This window comes from Pedobacter immunditicola, from assembly GCF_037482985.1.
Classification (GTDB): Bacteria; Bacteroidota; Bacteroidia; order Sphingobacteriales; family Sphingobacteriaceae; genus Pedobacter; species Pedobacter immunditicola.
The window spans coordinates 377817-398006 of record NZ_JBBHKC010000006.1 but is presented as its reverse complement, the minus strand read 5'-3'; the positions used below and the strand labels follow the sequence as shown (position 1 = coordinate 398006).

Below are 20190 nucleotides of genomic sequence, written 5' to 3'. Positions count from 1 at the left end.
TAATTCTGTTGTATATTCCGCAAATTATTATTGATGGCCTTTTTGGACAAAGTATTAGACCCGCCGGCTTATGGCTGGGCAGACCGCAGTGGAAAGTTGATAAAACCAACTGCAAATCAAATTTTTAAAGAATTCTTTACCCGTTTAAATGTATTTAAGGATCGCAAGAACTGGCTTCCTTTCTTCAGCTGGATCAGGGTAATTATTTTGATTCCCTTATTCCTTCTTTTTCTGTTTAAATTTTTCAGCATTGGCCTGTTAGTGGTGTTCTTTATTTATAGCATGATAGCCATGGGAACCCATGGTACCATCTGGCATCACCGTTATTGCACTCATGGAGCCTATACTTTCAGGAACAACTTCTGGAGGCTATTTACACAGAACCTCACGATCAGCATGATTCCGGAAGAAATTTACGTCGTGTCCCATCATGTCCATCATGCTAAATCCGACCAGCCCGGTGATCCTTATAATGCTTCAGCAGGCTTTTTATATTGCTTCCTTGCTGATGTCAATCACCAGCCTATTGCAAAGAACCTGTCTAAGGAAGATTACCAGAAAGTTGTTCAGATGATGCAACATACGGGGGTGGCTACAAATAGCTACCAGGCTTATCTCAAATGGGGATCGGTAACTAATCCTGCTATTGCTGTATTTTCTTGTTTAATGAACTGGGCGTTTTGGTACACTTTTTTTTATTTTATTGGAGGCCATGGGATGGCTTGTACGGTGTTTGGCGCTGCCGCATTCTGGGCTGTTGGTGTTAGAACGTTTAATTATGAAGGACATGGAAAAGGTGAAGATAAGCGCAGAAATGGAACTGATTTTAACCGGAAGGACATGTCTATTAATCAGCTTTGGCCGGGACTAGTGGCCGGTGAGTGGCACAATAACCATCATTTATACCCGAGAAGTGCACGCACAGGGTTTTTAACACACCAGGTAGATCTGGCCTGGTATTATATCTGGTCGTTAAATAAGCTGAATTTAATTACTTCTTATCATGATTCAAAGCAAGAATTCCATACTCGTTTTGCAGTTCCTTACAAGGAAAAGAAAAAGATGTTACAGCCTAAGAGTGCTTAACAGCGTGGGGTTAAGCGTGACCGCTTTTCAAATTTTGACAGCCAGCTGAGCTATTTGGGCTGATATAAGGAAACGCGTGACTAAATTACCCGCTTGATTTGACTTCATGCGAAGGTTAAACAAGCTTTATTATTAATTAATAAACTGAATTTCAACAAGCTAACAATAATCAGTAACAAAAATTTGTAAAACCGAACAGTATTCGTACTTTTGCGCCGGAGAGTTGGCAGAGTGGTCGATTGCGGCAGTCTTGAAAACTGTTGACTGTTATAGGTCCGCGGGTTCGAATCCCCCACTCTCCGCTGATTATTCATAAAATCAAGTAAAAAGCCCCATAATCTTCGGATTAGGGGCTTTTTCATTTTAGGGCTCTTCGTCTGGTAAACTAAAATAAAAGGTTGAACCTTTTCCTGCATCACTTTCTACCCAGATATTCCCATTATGCCGCTGAATGATTTCAGCACTCAGGTACAAGCCTATACCAAATCCTGAAACAGTTTTTAGGGGTGTATTTTCTACCCTGTAAAACCGGCTAAATAATTTTTCACTGTCTTTTTTAGAAATCCCAACACCTTCATCACTCACCCAAACCTGCACCATTCCAGATTTTACTTCACAACCTATTTTAACCTTGGTGCCAGGAGCAGAATATTTAATGGCGTTACTCAGTAAATTATTGATGACCTGCCCGATTTTTTCGCGGTCTGCATAAACCTCCAACGGTTTACAAGCAGCATACAAAATGCTATGCGATTTATCGGTAAGTAAAACCTCATCTACCACTTCTATGATCAGCTTGTCTATACGGAAACGTTCTTTTTCCAGATTAAGCTTGCCCGCCTCCAGCCTTGACAAATCCAGAAAGCTTCGGATCATGTTATTCATCTTATTCACCTGCCCTTCTACCTTTGTCAATGATTTGATGGTAAACATATCACCACTTTGCTTTGCCTTGAAACCCAGAAGCTGCACATAAGCTTTTAAAGAAGTAAGTGGCGTTTTAAGCTCATGACTAACCATCGCTATAAAATCATTTTTCCTGATCTCATCCAGCTTATGTTCGGTAATTTCCATCAAGATTCCGGAAAACCTTATAGGCACACCTTCATTGTCACGGTATATTCTGCCTGTAGCACGCATCCAGCGGAGCTTTTTATCAAAATTACCTTTAATGGAAAACTCGAGATTGAAATGTTCACCATGAGAAACCGAAGACTGGATCGCTTTTAGCAGCATATATCGGTATTCTTCTGTCACTTGTGCCATTACAGAATTATAGTTCATTTCTTCATCAGGCTTGTATCCAAAGAGTTCTTTGAGCCTTGGCGATACTGTTAATCGTTTACTTGCCGGGTCATAATGCCAGGTACCAAGGTTGGCAGATTCAATAGCTATCCTTAACATTTCTTCCGCACGTGCAATTTTTAGCCTAGTTTCCACACTATTGGTAATATCCTCAGCACCTACAATCACCCCCTTTACATTCCCTTCCTTATCCAGTATAGGATCGTAAAAGAAACTTACATATTTTTTTTTGATGCCCGCCGGGGTATTGTAATAAAAAACCTCTTCATTGATGGCATAAGATTTACCAGAATCGGTGACACGCCTTAAATGTTCGGGAAAGGGTTGGCCGACAAGCTCCGGAAGGATCTTCATGAGCGGCCGACCCAGCACTTCTTCCTTATTTTTATCCCATAAATTTAACATGGGTTGATTTGCGATCTCCACTATCCAATCTTTGCCTTTTACGACCAACAAAGCATAATGGGCATTCATCACTACACTTTTGAAATTAGCAACACTCTCTTCCAGCTGCTGTTTCACCCGAACCAGCGATGTTACCTCGGCTGCGACCATCATAATTCCATTGGTTACGCCCAGATTATCTTTCAGGGGTTGGTAAACAAAATTAAAATACGCTGTTTCCAGTTTACTGTTTCGAATGAGCAGCACTTTGGATTCATTACCAACCAGCGGTTCGCCCCAGGTGTAAGCATCGTCCAAGAGCTTAAAAAAAGGTTGATCTTCCAGTTCAGGCAGGGCAATTTTAAGTGGTAAATTAAGGATGGCGTCTGATTTATCCAATAGTTTCAACATCATGTTATTGGCGGATTCTACGAATAACTCTCTTCCACGAAGGATACATATTCCAACCGGAGCCTGGTCTAAAAGCTGCATAAAATAATTCCGGTTGACCTTCTCTTCCGCCTTCCTCATATAGGCATCAATATCTGTTACCGTATATAAGAGATAAGCGACCTCACCATCCGCATTAAGAATAGGCGTAATATTTACTGAAACATATACACTTTGGTTATCACCAGCCGATACGAGAAAGTAAGGTATAATGGAAGCTTTTTGTTTGTGATGAAGAACTCCTTCCAAGACAATCCGGGTCGAAGAATGAAAAAGATTAGCCGGTAATTCATCGATATCCTTTCCAATAATACCCTGGCGCTGGAGGCCAGTCATATGTAGATAATCATCCCCTGCAGCAAAGATGATGAAAGTCGAACTTTCTACCTTCAATACCAGGCCGTTATGTGTACTTTCTAAAAAACTTTTAAACAAAGTCTCATTATGATGATCCATCCATTATTTTCTGTTCTACTATCATTTTTAACTCTTCGACATCAAAAGGCTTTTCCACAAAGGCATTATAACCGACATCTTCATTTTGATAAATAAACTTCGGAAAAGCAGATAACATGATCACAGGAATGTGGTTGTATTTAGAGTGCTTCTTAATACTTCTACAAAGCTCTCCCCCATTTTTACCATTCAGGTTATAATCCAAAATAATGATGTTTGGCTGATGTTCTTCAATTAATCCGAAAATATCGTCCGTTCCTTCGTAAAAAAAAACCCGATCCCATTCACCGGAAAATATTTCCTTGAAAACATCTTCCATATCTTCATCATCCTCTACTATTAAAATACGTTTTTCCATGTCAGTTCAAAAAGTAACGGCTATAAATATTTTTAAAAAGCTTCTGCAAGATTAACAATCTGTTCAAGAAAATGTTTCATTGCTTATATCCTGTGCAACAAAATAGGTCAATAAAAGACAGTCATTAACCCGTATCGCGGCTAATTCCTAAACAATACCATACAAATAAGGCATCATATTACCAATAATCTTATATTTGAGAAAATGTTCTTTGTAATGGATTTTTAATTCTCCGAAAAATGGAGAACAAGGGGAAGATCACAAGAAATTAGCCAGCTTAAATTGCCATAAAAGCAATAAAAGACTGTTTTAAAGATTGAAATTTCCGTTGAAAGAATTTATTATTTTGAATGTGCCTACAAAACATTTACTAAACAACGTAAAATGCCAAGCAACCAGGATAAAGAAATAACGAACATCTTATCTGTCGATATAGGTGGTTCAAATATTAAAGCATGCCTGCTAAGTCAAGAAGGCACCGCATTATCCGAATATACAAAGTTACCGACTCCTTTGAAAGCAACCCCTGAAGCGGTGTTAGTTGTGATCAAACAATTAGCGGCTACAATGGGAGAATTCAGTCAGATTTCAGTAGGTTTTCCCGGTTACGTGAAGCTTGGTGTTGTGTATACGGCACCAAACCTGGCTAAGGGTAAATGGCTAAAAGTAGAATTTGCGCAGATGGTTAGTGATATAATCGGTAAACCGGTTAGACTGGTCAATGATGCCGATCAACAGGGGTTGGGATTAGTTGAAGGAAAAGGCTTCGAAATCGTACTCACTTTTGGTACCGGTTTCGGTACTGCCTTGTTATATGACGGGGATCTCCTGCCCCACCTAGAATTGGCCCACATGCCGGTAACCCCTACAAAAGATTATGACGATTACATTGGCGACAAAGCATTGAAAAAATTGGGGCTAAAGGAGTGGAATGAACGTGTAAAAAAAGTAATAGAGATTTACAAAACCGTTTTTAATTACGACAAACTATATTTGGGCGGCGGAAACGCCAAGTTGATAGATTTTAAGTTAGCTGATAATGTAAAAATAGTATCCAACAGGGAGGGCATCAAAGGGGGAGCCAAACTTTGGAAAGCGCAGGAAAAGTATCACTTGATTAGTGTTTACCCACAAAAACCTTAATAACGACCATTAATATAATAAACGAATGAATAAATATACTTTAGGAATGATTGGCCTGGGTACCATGGGTCGCAATTTACTACTGAACATGGCAGACCATGGTTATGCTGTTACAGGGTATGACAAAGATCCGAAAATGTTAAAAACTTTGGAGGAAGTTGGCGAAAAGCACAATTTAAAGGGCTTTAGCGTCCTCGAAGATTTTATACAAAGCTTGGAATTGCCAAGAAGAATTGTATTGCTGGTTCCTGCAGGAGCCATTGTGGACAGCGTAATTCAGGAACTTGAGCCTTTACTGGATAAAGGTGATATGATCATTGACAGTGGAAATTCTCATTTCACCGATACCAGCCGCAGAGCAATTCACCTGTCGGAAAAAGGACTTCATTTTTTTGGAATGGGTATCTCTGGTGGTGAAGAAGGTGCTAGATTTGGCCCCAGCCTAATGCCAGGGGGTGATAAAACTGCTTATGCAGCAATGAAAGAGATCCTGGAGTCTATTTCTGCAAAAGTAAACGGTGAGCCTTGTGTCACCTATATTGGTCCCGGTGCATCCGGCCATTTTGTGAAAATGGTCCATAATGGCATTGAATATGCCATGATGCAGCTCCTTGCAGAGACATACGATATTTTAAAGAACGGCCTAGGCTATAACAATCAACAAATACAGCAGGTATTTGCGAAGTGGAACAATGGTCGCCTGAAGTCTTTTTTAATGGAAGTTACTGCGGACATTTTCGCCTTTATTGATGACAAAACGGGTGATTTGATGGTCGATGTGATCAAAGATGAAGCCAAGTCTAAAGGTACAGGCAAATGGACTTCACAAGTTTCCATGGACCTGCAATTACCGATTCCAACCATTAATGAAGCTGTAAGTTCTAGGGATCTTTCCAAGTTCAAAAAACTAAGAGTGGAGCTTTCTGAAGCTTTCCCTCATCAAACCACCCTGCCCGAAGACGCTCAGGCAATGGAAGCACAACTAGAGCAAGCGCTTTATTTTGCCATGATCTCTTCTTACGCACAGGGTTTACACCTTTTATGGCAAGCTTCCGTTACCTATGAATATGATTTGAAACTTCAGGAAATCGCAAAGATCTGGCGTGGAGGATGTATCATCAGGGCTGAACTTCTGGAAGATATTTACCAGGCTTACCATAACAATACAGACTTAGAACACTTGTTCGCTGATGCTAACATTCAGGAAAAATTAACAGAAACCTTAGGTGGCTTACGAAATGTAGTTACCCAGGCTATTAACAACGGCATTCCGGTTACAGCCTTTGCTTCCACAATAACCTATTTTGACTCGTTAAGAACAAAAAGACTACCTTTAAATTTAACCCAGGCACAAAGAGATTTCTTTGGTGCTCATACATTTGAACGTACAGATGAAGAAGGAATTTTTCACGCCATCTGGAAATCTACAACTTTGTAACACCATATCATGAAGACATTGATCAATCTTAAACCTACCATTTTCGTAATTTTTGGTGGTACTGGAGATCTTAACATGCGTAAGCTGGCGCCCGCACTCTATAACCTTTATGCAGATGGTTATATGCCACAAAAATTTGCGATAATAGGTACGGCCAGAAAAGAATTCAGCGACGAAAAATTCAGGGATGTCATCCAGGAGGGCGTCAACAGTTTCTCGAGAACGGGAAAAGTTAAAAAAGACAAATGGGCGAAATTCGCCGAAAATGTCCATTATACACCTGTTGATGTCTCAGCCCCTGCTACATTTGAAGGACTGAAAGATAAAATAGAAAAATTCAGAACTGACTTTGGCCCAAATACGCAGGTGATCTATTACCTTGCTGTAGCACCAAATTTATTTCCGATGATTGCGAAATGCTTGTCGGACTACAAGCTGGCGGGGGACGAAGAAACTTCCAGAATTGTGATCGAAAAGCCTTTTGGAAGGGACCTAGAAACCGCAAGAGAATTAAATCTTTTACTGACCAGCATATTTACTGAAAAACAGATATACAGGATCGACCATTACTTGGGTAAGGAAACCGTACAAAATATCATGGCTTTTCGTTTTGCCAATTCTTTCCTGGAGCCACTATGGAACAGAACCTATATTGATCACATTCAGATTTCTGTAACAGAGCAATTAGGTGTCGGTGACCGTGGTGGTTATTATGAGGGTGCCGGTGCCTTACGCGACATGATTCAGAACCATTTGCTGCAATTGCTATGTCTGATTGGCATGGAAACTCCTATTAATTTTGATGCGGATGAAATCAGGAACAAGAAAGTTGATGTGTTGCAAGCCATGCGTCCTTTTGGTCCAGAAGATATCCGTTTCAGCACCGTAAGAGGTCAATATACCAAAGGCTGGGTGGAAGGAAAAGAAGTTCCTGGCTACAGGCATGAGAATGGTGTGGCAACAGATTCCAATACGGAAACCTTTGCTGCAATCAAGTTCTTTGTGGATAACTGGCGCTGGCAAGGTGTACCATTCTATGTGCGTACCGGAAAACGTTTATTTCAAACTTCATCTTTAATCACTATCCAATTTAAAGATGTACCACATCATATTTTCCCGTCGGCCGTTACAGAACACTGGCAGCAAAACCGTTTAATCATCAGTATCCAACCCGAAATGAGCATTCGCCTGCAGGTTCAGGGAAAAAGACCTGGTTTAGATATGGTATTAAACCCTGTCGACATGGTTTTTGATTACAAAGGAACTTATGATTCTGATACGCCTGAAGCTTATGAAACCTTGTTACTGGACGCGATGACCGGTGATCAAACCCAATTTATGCGTGCAGATCAGGTGGAAGCTGCATGGGAATTATTGATGCCCGTGATCAATGCCTGGGAAAGTAAAAAATCTTTGAGTTTTCCAAATTACACTGCAGATTCCTGGGGACCTGAAGATGCGGAAGCTTTAATTGCAAGAGATGGTTTTCACTGGTTTACTTTACCATTGAATAAAGACTAGGAGAAATTAATAATTTAGTATTAAAAAAAAATGAATTTACTGATCTATAAATCAAAGGATGAGTTGCTGAATGCAATTGCCCATTACATCATTAAGATTGCGACTAAAGCAATAGCAGAGCAGAATTGTTTTAATTTTGTACTGACTGGTGGAAATTCGCCTAAGGAACTTTATCATTTGCTGGCAACCCGTTACAAGGAAGATATTGACTGGACCAGGGTGTATTTCTTTTTTGGTGACGAACGCAATGTACTGCCTGATCATGAAAATTATAACGGTTTAATGGCGAAAGAAACGCTGCTTGCGCCGTTGAATATCCCGGAAAGTCAGATTTTCTATGTCAACACGCAGCTTGCTCCGGAAAAAGCAGCAATAGAATATTTTAAAGCCATCAATAAGCATTTTAACGGCGCAGATTTAAATTTCGACCTTATTCTTTTAGGCATGGGTGATGATGCACATACTGCATCACTTTTCCCCGAAACAGCCATATTGAAAAACAGAGAAGCAACTATTGATTCTGTTTATGTGGATAAACTTTCCACCCACCGGATCAGCTTTACAGCACCGCTGATTAACAAAGCAAAAAACATTGCCTTCCTTGTATTTGGCGAAGGAAAAGCGAAAGCTGTTAAAGCCGTTCTTGAAAGTGAAACAAAAAATACATCCTTATACCCGACGCAATTGGTCAATCCGATAGACGGGCAGGTAACCTGGTTCATTGATGACCAGGCCGCAGCCCTATTGGATAATTAAAGCGGCAAACAAAAATGTGTACATGCTGTTATGGTGTGTACACATCTTTGCTTGCTATGTATTTAAATAATGACATCATGATAGCAGGCGGTGGCTTGGCCGGACTTACAGCCGCGATACACCTCTCAAAAGCCGGTTTCAATGTAACTGTTATCGAGAAAAACCCTTATCCACATCATAAAGTCTGCGGTGAATATATTTCTAATGAAGTTGTCCCCTACCTCAGGGAGCTCGGTGTTTACCCCGCAACACTTCAGCCCACACAGATCAATAAATTTCAATTCTCCAGTACCTCAGGCAAATTAATCTCTGCACCACTTCCACTCGGTGGTTTCGGCCTGAGCAGGTATGCCTTTGATCATTTTTTAATGCAAAAAGCCCTGGAATATGGTTGCCGGATGATACAAGATACGGTACTTGATATCCAATTTAAAGACAATGATTTAAAGGATAAAAGTCAATTTTTTGAAGTTCAAACAGCAAGACACGGCACCTTAAATTGCTCCATGGTGATCGCTGCCTATGGAAAAAGAACCACCTTAGATAACAAGCTCAACCGCGCTTTCATGAAAAGCCCTTCGCCATGGCTGGCGGTTAAAGCACATTACCGGGGTTCTTTCGATGATACATTAGTTGCCCTGCACCATTTTAAGGGTGGATATTGCGGTGTTTCCATGGTAGAAAATAACCTGCTTAACATTTGCTACCTTACAGATTATGTCACCTTCAAAAAATACCGCAGCCTGGAAGAATTTCAACAACAGGTGCTTTACAAAAACAAACACCTCAGGACAATTTTTGAAAACAGCAGGATGGAATTTGAAGTTCCACTCAGTATCGGACAGATCTCTTTTCAAGAAAAGGAGGCTGTTGCAGCGCACATTTTAATGATTGGTGATGCAGCAGGCTTAATTCATCCGCTGTGCGGAAATGGCATGAGCATGGCCATCCACAGCGCAAAAATTTGTGCTGAACAAGTCATCCATTACCTGTCCGACGAAAAGGTAAGCAGAAAGCAAATGGAACAAACCTACAGTCATTTGTGGAGGCATCATTTCAAAGACAGACTCTACATGGGAAAAATATTAGCCGCACTGTTGAGAAAAGAAAAAATAGCCGATATGATGACCTCAAGTTTAGCTAACTTCCCTTTTATTTTACCGCAACTCATCAAAAGGACCCATGGATACCAGCTATAGAAGCGAAGCGCCAGAGCTTATGGATAACTTTGCCCTGGAAGGCGAGACCTTAAGGGATGCTTTAGATAAAATAGCTTTTATCAACCAGTTATTAGGAGGTAACAAAGTAACCTTACAAGGTGTAAAAACACTGCTAACTGCGACCACCAGGAAAGATATTAAAATACTTGATGTCGGCTGTGGTAATGGTGATATGTTAAGGACATTAGCGAAGTATGCCAAAAAAAAGGGTTTATCTTTCCACCTTTACGGCATTGATGCCAATAAATTCACCATCCGCCATGCCGAAAACCTTTCACAACACTATCCAAACATATCCTATATTTGTGCAGATATCTTTAACGAAATGGCTGAAGGTCATCAATATGATATCATTCTTTGCACACTTACCCTGCATCATTTTAAAAATGAGGATATATTAAAACTCCTTACCAGTTTTGCCAAACAAAGCAGGCTGGGGTTTGTAATCAATGACCTTCATAGAAGCGCCCTTGCCTATCATTTATTCAAGATAATTTGTTTTATATTCAGGCTTAATAGCATGTCGAGAGAAGATGGACTGATTTCTATTCTCCGGGGCTTCAAACGAGAAGATTTTTTATTATTTTCAAATCTACTTCATTTCCACAATTACCAGTTAAAATGGAAGTGGGCATTCAGGTATCAATGGATCGTTAAAACTTATGGTAAAAATTAAGACAGTGTTCAAGACAGTACCTGAATATTCCCGAAGTACTGCAGCGATAATACCTTTTTTAGATAGGTGGCTACAGGGTCAGGAGGAACGCTTTATCCGTAAGGTGAAAAAAATATTTGAAAATTCTGCAGTAGATAAACGCTATTCCATCATGTCGCCGGAAGAGGTCTTTGCTGACACGACCTTTGAAGAGCGAAACAATATCTACATTAAAGAAGGTATCCGGCTCAGTACAAAATGCCTTACCGCAGCCCTAGAAAAAGCAGATTGGCCTGCTGGAACCATAGATTATCTTATCACCGTAAGCTGTACAGGTTTCATGATCCCTTCGGTAGATGCCTACCTCATCAACAACTTAAAAATGCGCCGGGACATAGTCAGGCTTCCGGTTACCGAAATGGGCTGTGCAGCAGGCGTTTCAGGTTTAATTTATGCTAAAAACTTCTTAAATGCTAATCCAGGGAAGCGAGCGGCGGTAGTTGCTATAGAATCACCAACAGCGACTTTTCAGCTGCAGGACTATTCCATGGCCAATATAGTGAGTGCAGCGATCTTTGGTGATGGCGTAGCCTGCGTACTGCTTTCCTCCTGTGGTGAAGATGAAGGCCCGGCCATAGTAGACGAAGCGATGTACCACTTTGAGAATGCCACCGGTTTGATGGGTTTCGATTTAACCAATAAAGGATTAAAAATGGTATTGGACATTAATGTGCCGGATACCATTGCATCGCATTTCCCTGCAATTATAAATCCATTTTTAGCAAAAAACACCCTTTCAATTTCCGATATTAACCATTTGATTTTTCATCCCGGTGGAAAGAAAATTGTCCAGATGGTAGAAAAGTTATTTGAAGAATATGGAAAAAACATTGACGATACAAAAGAAGTGTTACGTTTGTATGGAAATATGTCAAGTGCAACGATATTTTATGTATTGGAGCGCTTTATGGACAAGAGAATACCTGCAGGTGAAAAAGGATTAATGCTGAGCTTCGGACCGGGATTTACAGCACAAAGCATATTACTACAGTGGTAAACATAACAAAACACACATGAAAATAAACGAAATAAAAGAAAAATTACCTTACAGCTATCCATTTTTATTTGTAGATGAGCTCATCCATGTGGACGAGAATGGTAGCAGCGGAACCTTTACTTATGACGAAAACCTTGATTTTTACAAAGGGCATTTTAAAGACCACCCGGTTACCCCAGGTGTGATATTAACAGAGACCATGGCACAAATAGGATTGGTATGCCTGGGCATATACCTTAACGGCGCTGTAGAGGAAGGTAAAAGCGGCCATGTGATGTTGACTTCAACGGCGATAGACTTCATGAAACCCGTATTTCCTGGTGAGCAGGTAAAGGTAGTTTCTGAAAAGGTGTATTTCAGGTTCAAAAAACTGCACTGCAAGGTTGAAATGCAGAATGCTGCCGGAGAAGTGGTATGTAAAGGGACTTTATCAGGAATGGTGACCACGAAATTAAATGGCTAATACGTAATACAATGGCTAACAGGGTTGTTATTACCGGACTAGGCGTAGCTGCTCCAAATGGAGTAGGCATACCTCAGTTTACTGAGGCTATAAAAAACGGCGTATCTGGTATTAAACACCAGCTACAACTTGAGGAAATGGGGTTTTCCTGCCAGATTGCCGGAAAACCTGAACTTTCCCAGGAACTTATTTCCAGTTATTTCACGAGCCTTGAACTAAAGAACTTCAACAGCAGCGGCATCCTCTATGGCGTCATCGCCGGCATGGAAGCCTGGAAAGATGCCGGACTATCCTTCGAAATAAATGAGGCACCTGATTGGGACAGTGGAACGATATTCGGCACAGGAACTTCAGGTATTGAGAAATTCAGGGAAGCCATATATAAAATTGATCAGCTGCAGCAACGGAAATTAGGGAGCACCGTAATTTCACAAACTATGGCCAGTGGAATTAGTGCCTACCTGGGCGGAAAACTTGGTCTTGGTAACCAGGTGACCACCAATTCCTCAGCATGCAGTACCGGTACAGAAAGTATTTTACTGGCTTATGAAAGAATAAAATCCGGGCAGGCATTGCGGATGCTTGCCGGGAGCACCAGCGACAGCGGCCCCTATATATGGGCAGGTTTTGACGCTATGAAAGTCTGCACCTTTAAACACAACGACCAGCCACAGAAAGGTTCCAGACCCATGAGCAGTTCAGCCAGTGGCTTTGTTCCAGGTAGTGGTGCCGGGGCACTCCTGCTCGAATCCCTGGAAAGTGCCATTTATCGCGGCGCTTATATTTATGCAGAATTATTGGGCGGACATGTCAATTCCGGCGGACAAAGGGGTAGCGGTTCCATGACTGCACCAAATAATTTTGCAGTGCAAAAATGTATGCAAGAAGCCTTAAAAAATGCCGATATTGAAGCTGATGATTTAGATGCCATTAACGGACATCTTACAGCGACAATGATGGACTGCATGGAGATACAGAACTGGGCTGCTGCATTGAACAGAAGGGGAAGAAAATTCCCCTATATCAATACCCTAAAAGGGATGGTCGGTCATTGTTTGAGTGCTGCAGGCAGCATCGAAAGCGTAGCTGCAGTTTTACAGATCGAGCAGGGCTTCCTCTTCCCTAACATCAATTGCGAAGATCTCCACCCTGGGATCACAGCGCTTATAGCGCCGGAAAAAATACCTGTAAAATGCATACCTTATGATATTAATTTGCTGGCAAAAGCCAGCTTTGGATTCGGAGACGTCAATGCCTGTTTAATCTTTAAAAAATATAAATCATGACTAGAGAAGAATTAATTACCCATTTGAAACCAATTCTTGCTCCCTATACCCAAAACAAGGAAGCGCTTGAGGCAATTAATGAGGATACTGATTTCATCAAAGACCTTCAGATTAATTCCGCAAACCTGGTAGATGTAGTGTTGGATGTGGAGGAAGAATTCGGCATAGAGATCGATAACCGCTCGATGGAAAAGATGCTTACGGTAAGTGCTGCCATTGAGATTATTGAAACCAAATTACTGGAAATTGATCGGTAATGACATCGTTGACCTGTTGGTTGCAGCACAGGAAAGCAACTGGAAAAGGAAGGGTTTTTTGAAGAAGATCTTCACCGCTGAAGAGCAATTGCTCATCATGTCCAGTCAACAACCTGAAGCAACGCTATGGCTTTTATGGAGCATGAAGGAAGCTGCCTATAAAATTTATTCCAGGGAAAAGGGAATACGGTGCTTTGCCCCCACCAGTCTTTGCTGCCAGCTTGCCCCCCTCCTTTCAAACAACGATGAAGGAGAGCGCACTTACACCGGAAAGGTATTGATCGGTGATGACATTTACCTCACGCAAAGCACCGGTAATGTTCAGCTCATCCATACCATTTGTGCCACCAACGAAACAGATATCACACAAATTAAAATCAACATCTTCACTACCGGCCATCCCTTATTCAATAACTATAAGCACACTAAACCCGGCTGTGTAAGTCACCATGGCTCATACCTTGCCCTTGTTTACCTGGGCTCAGGTTCTCCTCAATCAGTAAATTAATAATACCATCCACCAGGCCAACTCTGGGAATATACAGTTGTTTGATCCCTGTCCATTTCAAAATAGTAAGGTATATCTCAGCGGCAGGAATAATCACATCCGCCCTATCTGGGTTTAAACCAAGGTTATTGATGCGTTCTTTTAATGAATAACTATTCAATTGATTGTAGAGGGCCTTCAGTTTCAAATAGGTCAGTGGCATTCCATCCTTTTCATTAGACATTTTAAAAAGTTTATTGATATTGCCGCCTGTTCCAATACCGGCCAGATTTTTATAGGCCTTAGTTTCCTCCTTGATCCAAAGCCTCATTTCCTCCCAGGTTTCATCCTTATCCTGATTATCAAGAATACGAATGGTACCGATGTCAAATGATCGCGAAGCAACGGGAACCTTATTTACAAAGACAGACAACTCCGTACTGCCACCGCCAACATCAATATATAAATAACTCTTCCTGATGTCGAGGTTTTCTTCAATATGATTGGCATAAATGATATTGGCTTCTCTTTTACCTGCTATGATTTCCAAATCAAGGCCTGTCTGTTGTTTTACAAGTTCAATGATTTCCGCACCGTTTTCTGCTTCGCGCATGGCAGAAGTAGCACAGGCAATGTATTTTTTAACTTGGTAAACGTCCATTAAATTCTTGAAAGCAACCATCGTTTTCAGTAGGTCGTTGCATTTTCTTTCGGATATTTTATGATCAAGGAAAGCATCATCACCCAGGCGTAACGGCACCCTTACCAAAGTGTTCTTTTTGTAACCGAAAGAATCATCTTTGTTTGTTATATCTGCAATCAGTAACCTTACTGCATTGGATCCTATATCTATTGCTGCGTATCTTAACATTTATTGGTGTTTATTTTTTAAATAATTATAGGTCTGAAATTGTGCCCGGACCTTAAAGGTGAGCCGGTTTTTGTGATATTTATTGTTATTGTATTTATTGACATCCCTGGCTTTCACATTATCCTGCAACTGAAAATCAACAATATCCCTTATTTCCTGTCTTACATCGGCATCAAGTACTGGAAAACCCACTTCAACACGGTGTTCAAAATTCCTGGTCATCAGGTCGGCCGAGGATAAAAACATTTCTTCCTTACCACCGTTACCAAAAATATAAATCCTGGCATGTTCCAGAAACTTATCAATGATACTGATGACGGTAATATTTTCGCTAAAACCCTTGATGCCCGGAACCAGGCAACAGGTACCACGGACGATGAGTTTAATTTTAACGCCGGCATTACTGGCTTCGTATAACTTCTCCACGATGCCTTCATCGGCCAGGCTGTTCACTTTCAGTACCATATATGCCGCTTTATTTTCCTTAGCATTTCTGATCTCCCGGTTAACATAGAAATAGAATTTTCTTCTTGATTCTAAAGGAGAAACAATAAGGTGCTTAAAGCCTTTAATAACAGTTTTATTATTTAATGCCGTAAACAATTTGAGCAGTTCCCTGGTAATTTCTTTTTTAGCAGTGAAAATACTGTGGTCACAATACAGTTTAGCTGTTTTTTCATTAAAATTTCCGGTAGCTAAATTTGCATAGTAAACGGCCCTTCCTTTCTCCATTCTTTTGACAAGGCAGATTTTAGAATGCACTTTATAATCTGTTAAACCATAATTTACATTTACACCTTCTTCCTCCAGGCGGTTAGACCAATAGATATTGGAATGTTCATCAAACCTGGCCTTGAGTTCTACCAGACAGTTGACCGTCTTTCCATTTTTTGCTGCATTTATAAGCGCATTGATCACTCTTGAATTTTCTGCAAGGCGATATAAAGTGATGTTAATCTCTGTCACTTTAGGGTCTATGGCAGCCTCCCTTAAAAACAAGATGATATAATCGTAAGATTGATAAGGCAAGTTGATTAAGTAATCTTTCACTGCAATTTTATCAATGATACTTTCTGTGCGATGTAAACCGGCTACTTTTAGCGGCACCGTAGGTTTATATTCCAGGGAAGGAGAACCCACGTTAGGAAAGCGAATAAAATCACCAAAACGATGATAACGATTACCGGGAATTAAACTTTCAGCCTCAATTTTAATCTTAGCAACCAAAACACTCAGCATGTCAAAAGGCATTTCCGTATCGTACAATAAGCGCATCGGTTTGCCCTTTTTGCGCTTGTCCAGACTGGTTTTTAATTCTTCAATAAACTTGTCACTGATCTTTTTATCAATGTCTATTTCTGCATCCCTGGTTACCTGTATCGAAAAAGCATCCAGTTCATCATAATCAAAAATATAGAAGATATCATCCATGCAATATTTGATAATATCTTCGGCAAGGATAATAAACTTCAAGCCATTGGTTTCAGGCAGCACCAGAAAACGCGGCAGGTCTTGTGGTAATTCGATCAAAGCAAACCGCTCGTTCTTGCGCGAGCTTTTTTTAGACAACCTGACAAAGAAATATAAATAGCGGTCTTTTAATTCAGGAAAAGGTTGATCAGGATTAATTAAAATTGGCACCAGGTTGGAGAGGATTCTGTCGCGGAAGTGATTTCTCACGAATTCTCCCCTTGCCACGTTAAGTTGTGTATCATTCAGTATGAAAATACGATTTTGAGCCAACTCATTAATCAGGGTGGCCTGAAAAAGCTGCTCAAATTTGCGTTCCTGCCTGATGACAATATTCTTTATTTCATTAAGGATCTTTTTAGGATTAAAGCCAAGCAGGGCTTTGGACTTCTCATTTAAATTAGCTAGTCGGGTCATTGTAGCTACCCTGACCCGATAAAACTCCTCCAGATTGGAGGAGAAAATAGACAAAAATTTGATCCGTTCGATCAGAGGTACTGTTTCGTCGGCTGCTTCCTGAAGAACCCGTTCATTAAAATATAGCCAGCTAATCTCTCTGTTTAAAAAAGGAACTTTTTTTTTCGTCATGTAATTTTAGATAATTCCTTGCTTGAACAAGCAAAACTGCTAAATCTAATGTTAAATCCTTGTTAATTCTTTCATATGCGATTCATTAAGAAGTAACATCTTCATCAGTTTTAGTTTTAGTTTTCCGTGGTGCCCTGGTGGTTTTTTTTACCGGAGTTTTTTTTGCTAAAGCCTTAGCCGCATTTTCCTCAGATAATATCGGAACCACTTTTACACTTTGTGCAGCAGGCCTGCCTTTCGACACTGCTTTCCTTACTGGACTTACAGTTTTAGTGTCTTTTGTGACTTCAGGTGTTTTTTTAGCAACTTTTACTTCATCAACAACAGCTTTTTTGGTGAATTTCACTTCGTCAGCAATAGCTTTCTTCCTAGGTTTTCCGTTGTTGTCAACAGCTTTTTTGAACTGTTTCTCCGGATGAACCACTGTCTTTTTCGGTGATTTTTCGCCAGTAAGCTTGGCTGATAATTTTTTAATGGCAGATACTCCCACCTTATTGATGTCCAGCCCAATCTTTTCAGCCTCCTGCCCCATTTCTTTCATTAATTGCAAAAATCTTTCCGTTAAAGTTTTCGCCAATTCTTTTTTTCCTGCTTTTTTAGCATCTTTTTTGTGCACTTTTGGCTTATTGGTTTTCATATTGTATCGTATTAATGGGAATAATCAATTATTAACTAATTTAACAATTTATCCATACTAAAGCTATTATCATGCCCACTTTTGACATCGTAAGTAAAGTTGACGCGCAGACATTTGACAATGCCATAAACAACGCGAAAAAAGAGATTCTGAACCGCTATGATTTCACAACATCTAAAAGCACCATTGAACATGATAAAAAAACAAACATCATCACCGTGATCACAGAAGATGACATGCGTCTAAAAGCTATACAGGATGCAATTATTTCGCGTATGATCAAACAAAACCTGGATGCAAAAAGCCTTGATTTTGGAAAAGAGCAATATGCTTCCGGTAACATGATCAGAAAAGAGATTTCCATAAAGGAAGGTATCGACAAGGAAACTGCTAAAAAGATTGTTGCTAAAATCAAAGCCAGCGGCTTAAAAGTGCAGGCTTCCATGATGGAAGATCAGGTACGTGTACAGAGCAAAAATATTGATGATTTGCAGGGTGTTATTGCACTTTGCAAAAATGAAGATTTTGGCCAGCCCCTGCAATACATTAACATGAGAAATTAAATGGAAATCATTGAAGATGGCTTTGTTTTTTCTGATGATCAACAGAAAATTGATCCCGTAGCTGTACATCTTTATCTCAGTATAACATCATACTGGGCACAGGGGATCCCTTTTTCAGTGGTGGAAAAGTCTATTGCCAATTCATTGTGTTTCGGCATTTATAAAGACAAAATACAAATCGGCTTTGCACGGTGGATAACAGATAAAGCAACTTTCGCCTACCTGGCTGATGTTTATGTAGAGGCGCCTTACCGCAAACTGGGCCTCTCTAAAAAACTGATGTCGCTCATGCTTTTCCACAAAGATCTTCAGGGCTTAAGACGGTACATGCTTGCTACCGTAGATGCCCATGGTTTATATGAGAATTTTGGCTTTAAACGGATAGAGAATCCTGAAAACCTGATGGCCATTGTGATTAAAGATATTTATAAAGAAAAATAAAGCAGCCATCGTCATCCTGAATTTATTTCAGAATCTAAAATTAATAAATAGAGCCCCGGGCTGTTAAAAAATCTTGTTTTAAATAGGAAAGTAAAAAAAATCACCAATGAACAATGCTTATTTAAACATCGTCATTGGTGATTGTTTATCAACTAAATCCCGGAACAGGTCCGGGAAGACGTGGCCATTTAAACCAATTCGGCAAGTGCAGCTTTCGTGAAACCAAGCAATTCTGATGTCCGGTTTTCCTTGATCTTTTGAACCCATTGAGGATCAGCCAACAATGGTCTGCCCACAGCCACAAGGTCAAAATCACCTCTATCCATTCTTCTCATTAATTCATCTAAAGAACTTGGGTCAGAGCTTTCACCGGCAAAAGCAGCCATAAACTCTCCGGTTAAACCTACAGAACCAACGGTAATGGTCGGTTTTCCGGTAATCTTTTTAGCCCAACCCGCAAAGTTTAAATCAGAACCTTCAAATTCAGGCTCCCAGAAACGACGTTGTGAACAATGGAAAATATCTACTCCAGCATCAGCCATTGGCGTCAACCAGGCTTCCATTTCATCAGCATTTTTAGCCAGTTTGTAAGTATAATCCTGGGGCTTAAACTGAGATAACCTGGTAATGATGGCGAAATCTTCCCCTACCTGTTTTCTCACTTCTTTGATGACCTCAATAGCAAAACGACTGCGTTCCGCTAAACTTACACCGCCATATTGATCTTTCCGTTCATTGGTGCCTTCCCAAAAAAACTGATCAATCAGGTACCCATGAGCACCATGTAGCTCAACACAGTCAAAGCCTAACCTTTTGGCATCAGCTGCTGCGCGTCCGAAGGCCGCAATCGTATCAGCGATATCAGCGTCTGTCATGGCTTTACCATTGATAAAACCGGGCTTGTTTAAACCTGACGGACCTTCAAAAGGAGCAGCAGGCATCCAACCTGAATAATGGTTTTCCATCACACCCATGTGCCAGATTTGTGGCCCCATCTGTGCTCCGCCCTGATGAACGTTTTCAACAACATGCTGCCAGCCTGCAAGGGCCTTATCGCCATGAAAATTTGGAACGTTGTTATCATTTGATGCACTCAGGCGATCGATCACTGTTCCTTCCGACAAAATTAATCCAACTTCGCCTTCAGCTCTCTTCCTGTAATAAGCAGCAACTTCGGGCGTTGGCACGCCATCCGGTGAAAATGAACGTGTCATCGGTGCCATTACAATTCTATTCTTGATATTTAAAGACTTCAGACTAAAAGGCTGAAATAGACTATTTGTATTCATATGATTATT

Annotated in this window: 20 protein-coding genes and 1 tRNA gene; 15 read left to right on the top strand and 6 right to left on the bottom strand. The window is 40.5% G+C overall.

What is annotated here, in order from left to right; translation table 11 throughout:
* Positions 1–33 precede the first annotated feature (33 nt).
* Both WG905_RS13165 and WG905_RS13160 read left to right on the top strand, forming a co-directional pair.
* Positions 34–1086 (top strand): fatty acid desaturase, encoded by a 1053-nt coding sequence (locus WG905_RS13165; RefSeq protein ID WP_339592193.1) that lies wholly within the window; start codon positions 34–36, stop codon positions 1084–1086.
* A 217-nt stretch (positions 1087–1303) separates the two neighbouring features.
* A tRNA-Ser gene (locus WG905_RS13160) sits at positions 1304–1388 on the top strand.
* Between the two features lie 61 nt (positions 1389–1449).
* Here the strand turns inward: WG905_RS13160 and WG905_RS13155 are convergent.
* Together WG905_RS13155 and WG905_RS13150 are read right to left on the bottom strand one after the other, a co-directional pair.
* A complete protein-coding gene (locus WG905_RS13155; protein ID WP_339592192.1) occupies positions 1450–3681 on the bottom strand; it encodes an ATP-binding protein in 2232 nt (743 codons plus the stop codon).
* Entirely contained in the window at positions 3668–4039 is a 372-nt protein-coding gene (locus tag WG905_RS13150; RefSeq protein WP_339592191.1) for a response regulator, read from the bottom strand. Before WG905_RS13150 ends, WG905_RS13155 begins: the two co-directional genes overlap by 14 nt.
* 384 nt (positions 4040–4423) lie before the next feature.
* Between WG905_RS13150 and WG905_RS13145 the strand changes: the two genes are divergently transcribed.
* The 11 genes from WG905_RS13145 (at position 4424) to WG905_RS13095 (ending at position 14343) form a co-directional block, all read left to right on the top strand.
* Positions 4424–5182, top strand: a complete 759-nt coding sequence (locus WG905_RS13145) for an ROK family protein (protein WP_339592190.1) — start codon at positions 4424–4426, stop codon at positions 5180–5182.
* A 25-nt stretch (positions 5183–5207) separates the two neighbouring features.
* A complete protein-coding gene (gene gndA / locus WG905_RS13140; RefSeq protein ID WP_339592189.1) occupies positions 5208–6620 on the top strand; it encodes an NADP-dependent phosphogluconate dehydrogenase in 1413 nt (470 codons plus the stop codon).
* Between the two features lie 9 nt (positions 6621–6629).
* A complete protein-coding gene (gene zwf, locus WG905_RS13135; RefSeq protein WP_339592188.1) occupies positions 6630–8141 on the top strand; it encodes a glucose-6-phosphate dehydrogenase in 1512 nt (503 codons plus the stop codon).
* A 30-nt stretch (positions 8142–8171) separates the two neighbouring features.
* Positions 8172–8897 carry a 6-phosphogluconolactonase gene (gene pgl, locus WG905_RS13130; RefSeq protein WP_339592187.1) on the top strand — a complete coding sequence of 242 codons (726 nt, stop codon included), beginning with the start codon at positions 8172–8174 and terminating at the stop codon, positions 8895–8897.
* Between the two features lie 77 nt (positions 8898–8974).
* Positions 8975–10096, top strand: coding sequence for an NAD(P)/FAD-dependent oxidoreductase (locus WG905_RS13125; protein WP_339592186.1), 1122 nt, complete (start codon positions 8975–8977; stop codon positions 10094–10096).
* Positions 10080–10793, top strand: coding sequence for a methyltransferase domain-containing protein (locus WG905_RS13120; protein ID WP_339592185.1), 714 nt, complete (start codon positions 10080–10082; stop codon positions 10791–10793). Before WG905_RS13125 ends, WG905_RS13120 begins: the two co-directional genes overlap by 17 nt.
* Positions 10780–11829, top strand: coding sequence for a type III polyketide synthase (locus WG905_RS13115; protein ID WP_339592184.1), 1050 nt, complete (start codon positions 10780–10782; stop codon positions 11827–11829). The genes WG905_RS13120 and WG905_RS13115 overlap by 14 nt, the downstream gene beginning before the upstream one ends.
* 16 nt (positions 11830–11845) lie before the next feature.
* Positions 11846–12292: a 3-hydroxyacyl-ACP dehydratase FabZ family protein gene (locus tag WG905_RS13110; RefSeq protein ID WP_339592183.1), complete on the top strand. Its 447-nt coding sequence runs from the start codon at positions 11846–11848 to the stop codon at positions 12290–12292.
* Positions 12293–12303: 11 nt separating this feature from the next.
* Positions 12304–13578 carry a beta-ketoacyl-[acyl-carrier-protein] synthase family protein gene (locus WG905_RS13105; RefSeq protein WP_339592182.1) on the top strand — a complete coding sequence of 425 codons (1275 nt, stop codon included), beginning with the start codon at positions 12304–12306 and terminating at the stop codon, positions 13576–13578.
* A complete protein-coding gene (locus WG905_RS13100; RefSeq protein ID WP_339592181.1) occupies positions 13575–13835 on the top strand; it encodes an acyl carrier protein in 261 nt (86 codons plus the stop codon). The genes WG905_RS13105 and WG905_RS13100 overlap by 4 nt, the downstream gene beginning before the upstream one ends.
* The gene (locus WG905_RS13095) at positions 13795–14343 is read left to right on the top strand and encodes a 4'-phosphopantetheinyl transferase superfamily protein (protein ID WP_339592180.1); all 549 of its coding nucleotides are present in this window, start codon (positions 13795–13797) and stop codon (positions 14341–14343) included. Before WG905_RS13100 ends, WG905_RS13095 begins: the two co-directional genes overlap by 41 nt.
* On the opposite strand, the gene WG905_RS13090 is transcribed toward WG905_RS13095, so the two are convergent.
* The 3 genes from WG905_RS13090 to WG905_RS13080 form a co-directional block, all read right to left on the bottom strand.
* Positions 14261–15193, bottom strand: a complete 933-nt coding sequence (locus WG905_RS13090) for a Ppx/GppA phosphatase family protein (RefSeq protein ID WP_339592179.1) — start codon at positions 15191–15193, stop codon at positions 14261–14263. The genes WG905_RS13095 and WG905_RS13090 overlap by 83 nt on opposite strands.
* Positions 15194–17251 (bottom strand): polyphosphate kinase 1, encoded by a 2058-nt coding sequence (gene ppk1, locus WG905_RS13085; RefSeq protein ID WP_339592178.1) that lies wholly within the window; start codon positions 17249–17251, stop codon positions 15194–15196.
* Positions 17252–17336: 85 nt separating this feature from the next.
* Positions 17337–17888, bottom strand: a complete 552-nt coding sequence (locus tag WG905_RS13080; RefSeq protein ID WP_339592177.1) for a hypothetical protein — start codon at positions 17886–17888, stop codon at positions 17337–17339.
* Positions 17889–17959: 71 nt separating this feature from the next.
* Here WG905_RS13080 and WG905_RS13075 point away from each other — a divergent pair, with 71 nt between their 5' ends.
* Positions 17960–18451, top strand: a complete 492-nt coding sequence (locus WG905_RS13075; RefSeq protein WP_339592176.1) for a YajQ family cyclic di-GMP-binding protein — start codon at positions 17960–17962, stop codon at positions 18449–18451.
* The gene (locus tag WG905_RS13070; RefSeq protein ID WP_339592175.1) at positions 18452–18892 is read left to right on the top strand and encodes a GNAT family N-acetyltransferase; all 441 of its coding nucleotides are present in this window, start codon (positions 18452–18454) and stop codon (positions 18890–18892) included.
* Between the two features lie 188 nt (positions 18893–19080).
* Here WG905_RS13070 and WG905_RS13065 read toward each other — a convergent pair whose 3' ends face one another.
* Positions 19081–20181: an NADH:flavin oxidoreductase gene (locus WG905_RS13065; RefSeq protein ID WP_339592174.1), complete on the bottom strand. Its 1101-nt coding sequence runs from the start codon at positions 20179–20181 to the stop codon at positions 19081–19083.
* Positions 20182–20190: the final 9 nt, after the last annotated feature.

Bases quoted from the DNA above. Each gene is read 5' to 3' on its own strand.
- WG905_RS13165 (WP_339592193.1), top strand. From the start codon at position 34: ATGGCCTTTTTGGACAAAGTATTAGACCCGCCGGCTTATGGCTGGGCA.
- WG905_RS13155 (WP_339592192.1), bottom strand. From the start codon at position 3,681: ATGGATCATCATAATGAGACTTTGTTTAAAAGTTTTTTAGAAAGTACA.
- WG905_RS13150 (WP_339592191.1), bottom strand. From the start codon at position 4,039: ATGGAAAAACGTATTTTAATAGTAGAGGATGATGAAGATATGGAAGAT.
- WG905_RS13145 (WP_339592190.1), top strand. From the start codon at position 4,424: ATGCCAAGCAACCAGGATAAAGAAATAACGAACATCTTATCTGTCGAT.
- gndA (WP_339592189.1), top strand. From the start codon at position 5,208: ATGAATAAATATACTTTAGGAATGATTGGCCTGGGTACCATGGGTCGC.
- zwf (WP_339592188.1), top strand. From the start codon at position 6,630: ATGAAGACATTGATCAATCTTAAACCTACCATTTTCGTAATTTTTGGT.
- pgl (WP_339592187.1), top strand. From the start codon at position 8,172: ATGAATTTACTGATCTATAAATCAAAGGATGAGTTGCTGAATGCAATT.
- WG905_RS13125 (WP_339592186.1), top strand. From the start codon at position 8,975: ATGATAGCAGGCGGTGGCTTGGCCGGACTTACAGCCGCGATACACCTC.
- WG905_RS13120 (WP_339592185.1), top strand. From the start codon at position 10,080: ATGGATACCAGCTATAGAAGCGAAGCGCCAGAGCTTATGGATAACTTT.
- WG905_RS13115 (WP_339592184.1), top strand. From the start codon at position 10,780: ATGGTAAAAATTAAGACAGTGTTCAAGACAGTACCTGAATATTCCCGA.
- WG905_RS13110 (WP_339592183.1), top strand. From the start codon at position 11,846: ATGAAAATAAACGAAATAAAAGAAAAATTACCTTACAGCTATCCATTT.
- WG905_RS13105 (WP_339592182.1), top strand. From the start codon at position 12,304: ATGGCTAACAGGGTTGTTATTACCGGACTAGGCGTAGCTGCTCCAAAT.
- WG905_RS13100 (WP_339592181.1), top strand. From the start codon at position 13,575: ATGACTAGAGAAGAATTAATTACCCATTTGAAACCAATTCTTGCTCCC.
- WG905_RS13090 (WP_339592179.1), bottom strand. From the start codon at position 15,193: ATGTTAAGATACGCAGCAATAGATATAGGATCCAATGCAGTAAGGTTA.
- ppk1 (WP_339592178.1), bottom strand. From the start codon at position 17,251: ATGACGAAAAAAAAAGTTCCTTTTTTAAACAGAGAGATTAGCTGGCTA.
- WG905_RS13080 (WP_339592177.1), bottom strand. From the start codon at position 17,888: ATGAAAACCAATAAGCCAAAAGTGCACAAAAAAGATGCTAAAAAAGCA.
- WG905_RS13075 (WP_339592176.1), top strand. From the start codon at position 17,960: ATGCCCACTTTTGACATCGTAAGTAAAGTTGACGCGCAGACATTTGAC.
- WG905_RS13070 (WP_339592175.1), top strand. From the start codon at position 18,452: ATGGAAATCATTGAAGATGGCTTTGTTTTTTCTGATGATCAACAGAAA.
- WG905_RS13065 (WP_339592174.1), bottom strand. From the start codon at position 20,181: ATGAATACAAATAGTCTATTTCAGCCTTTTAGTCTGAAGTCTTTAAAT.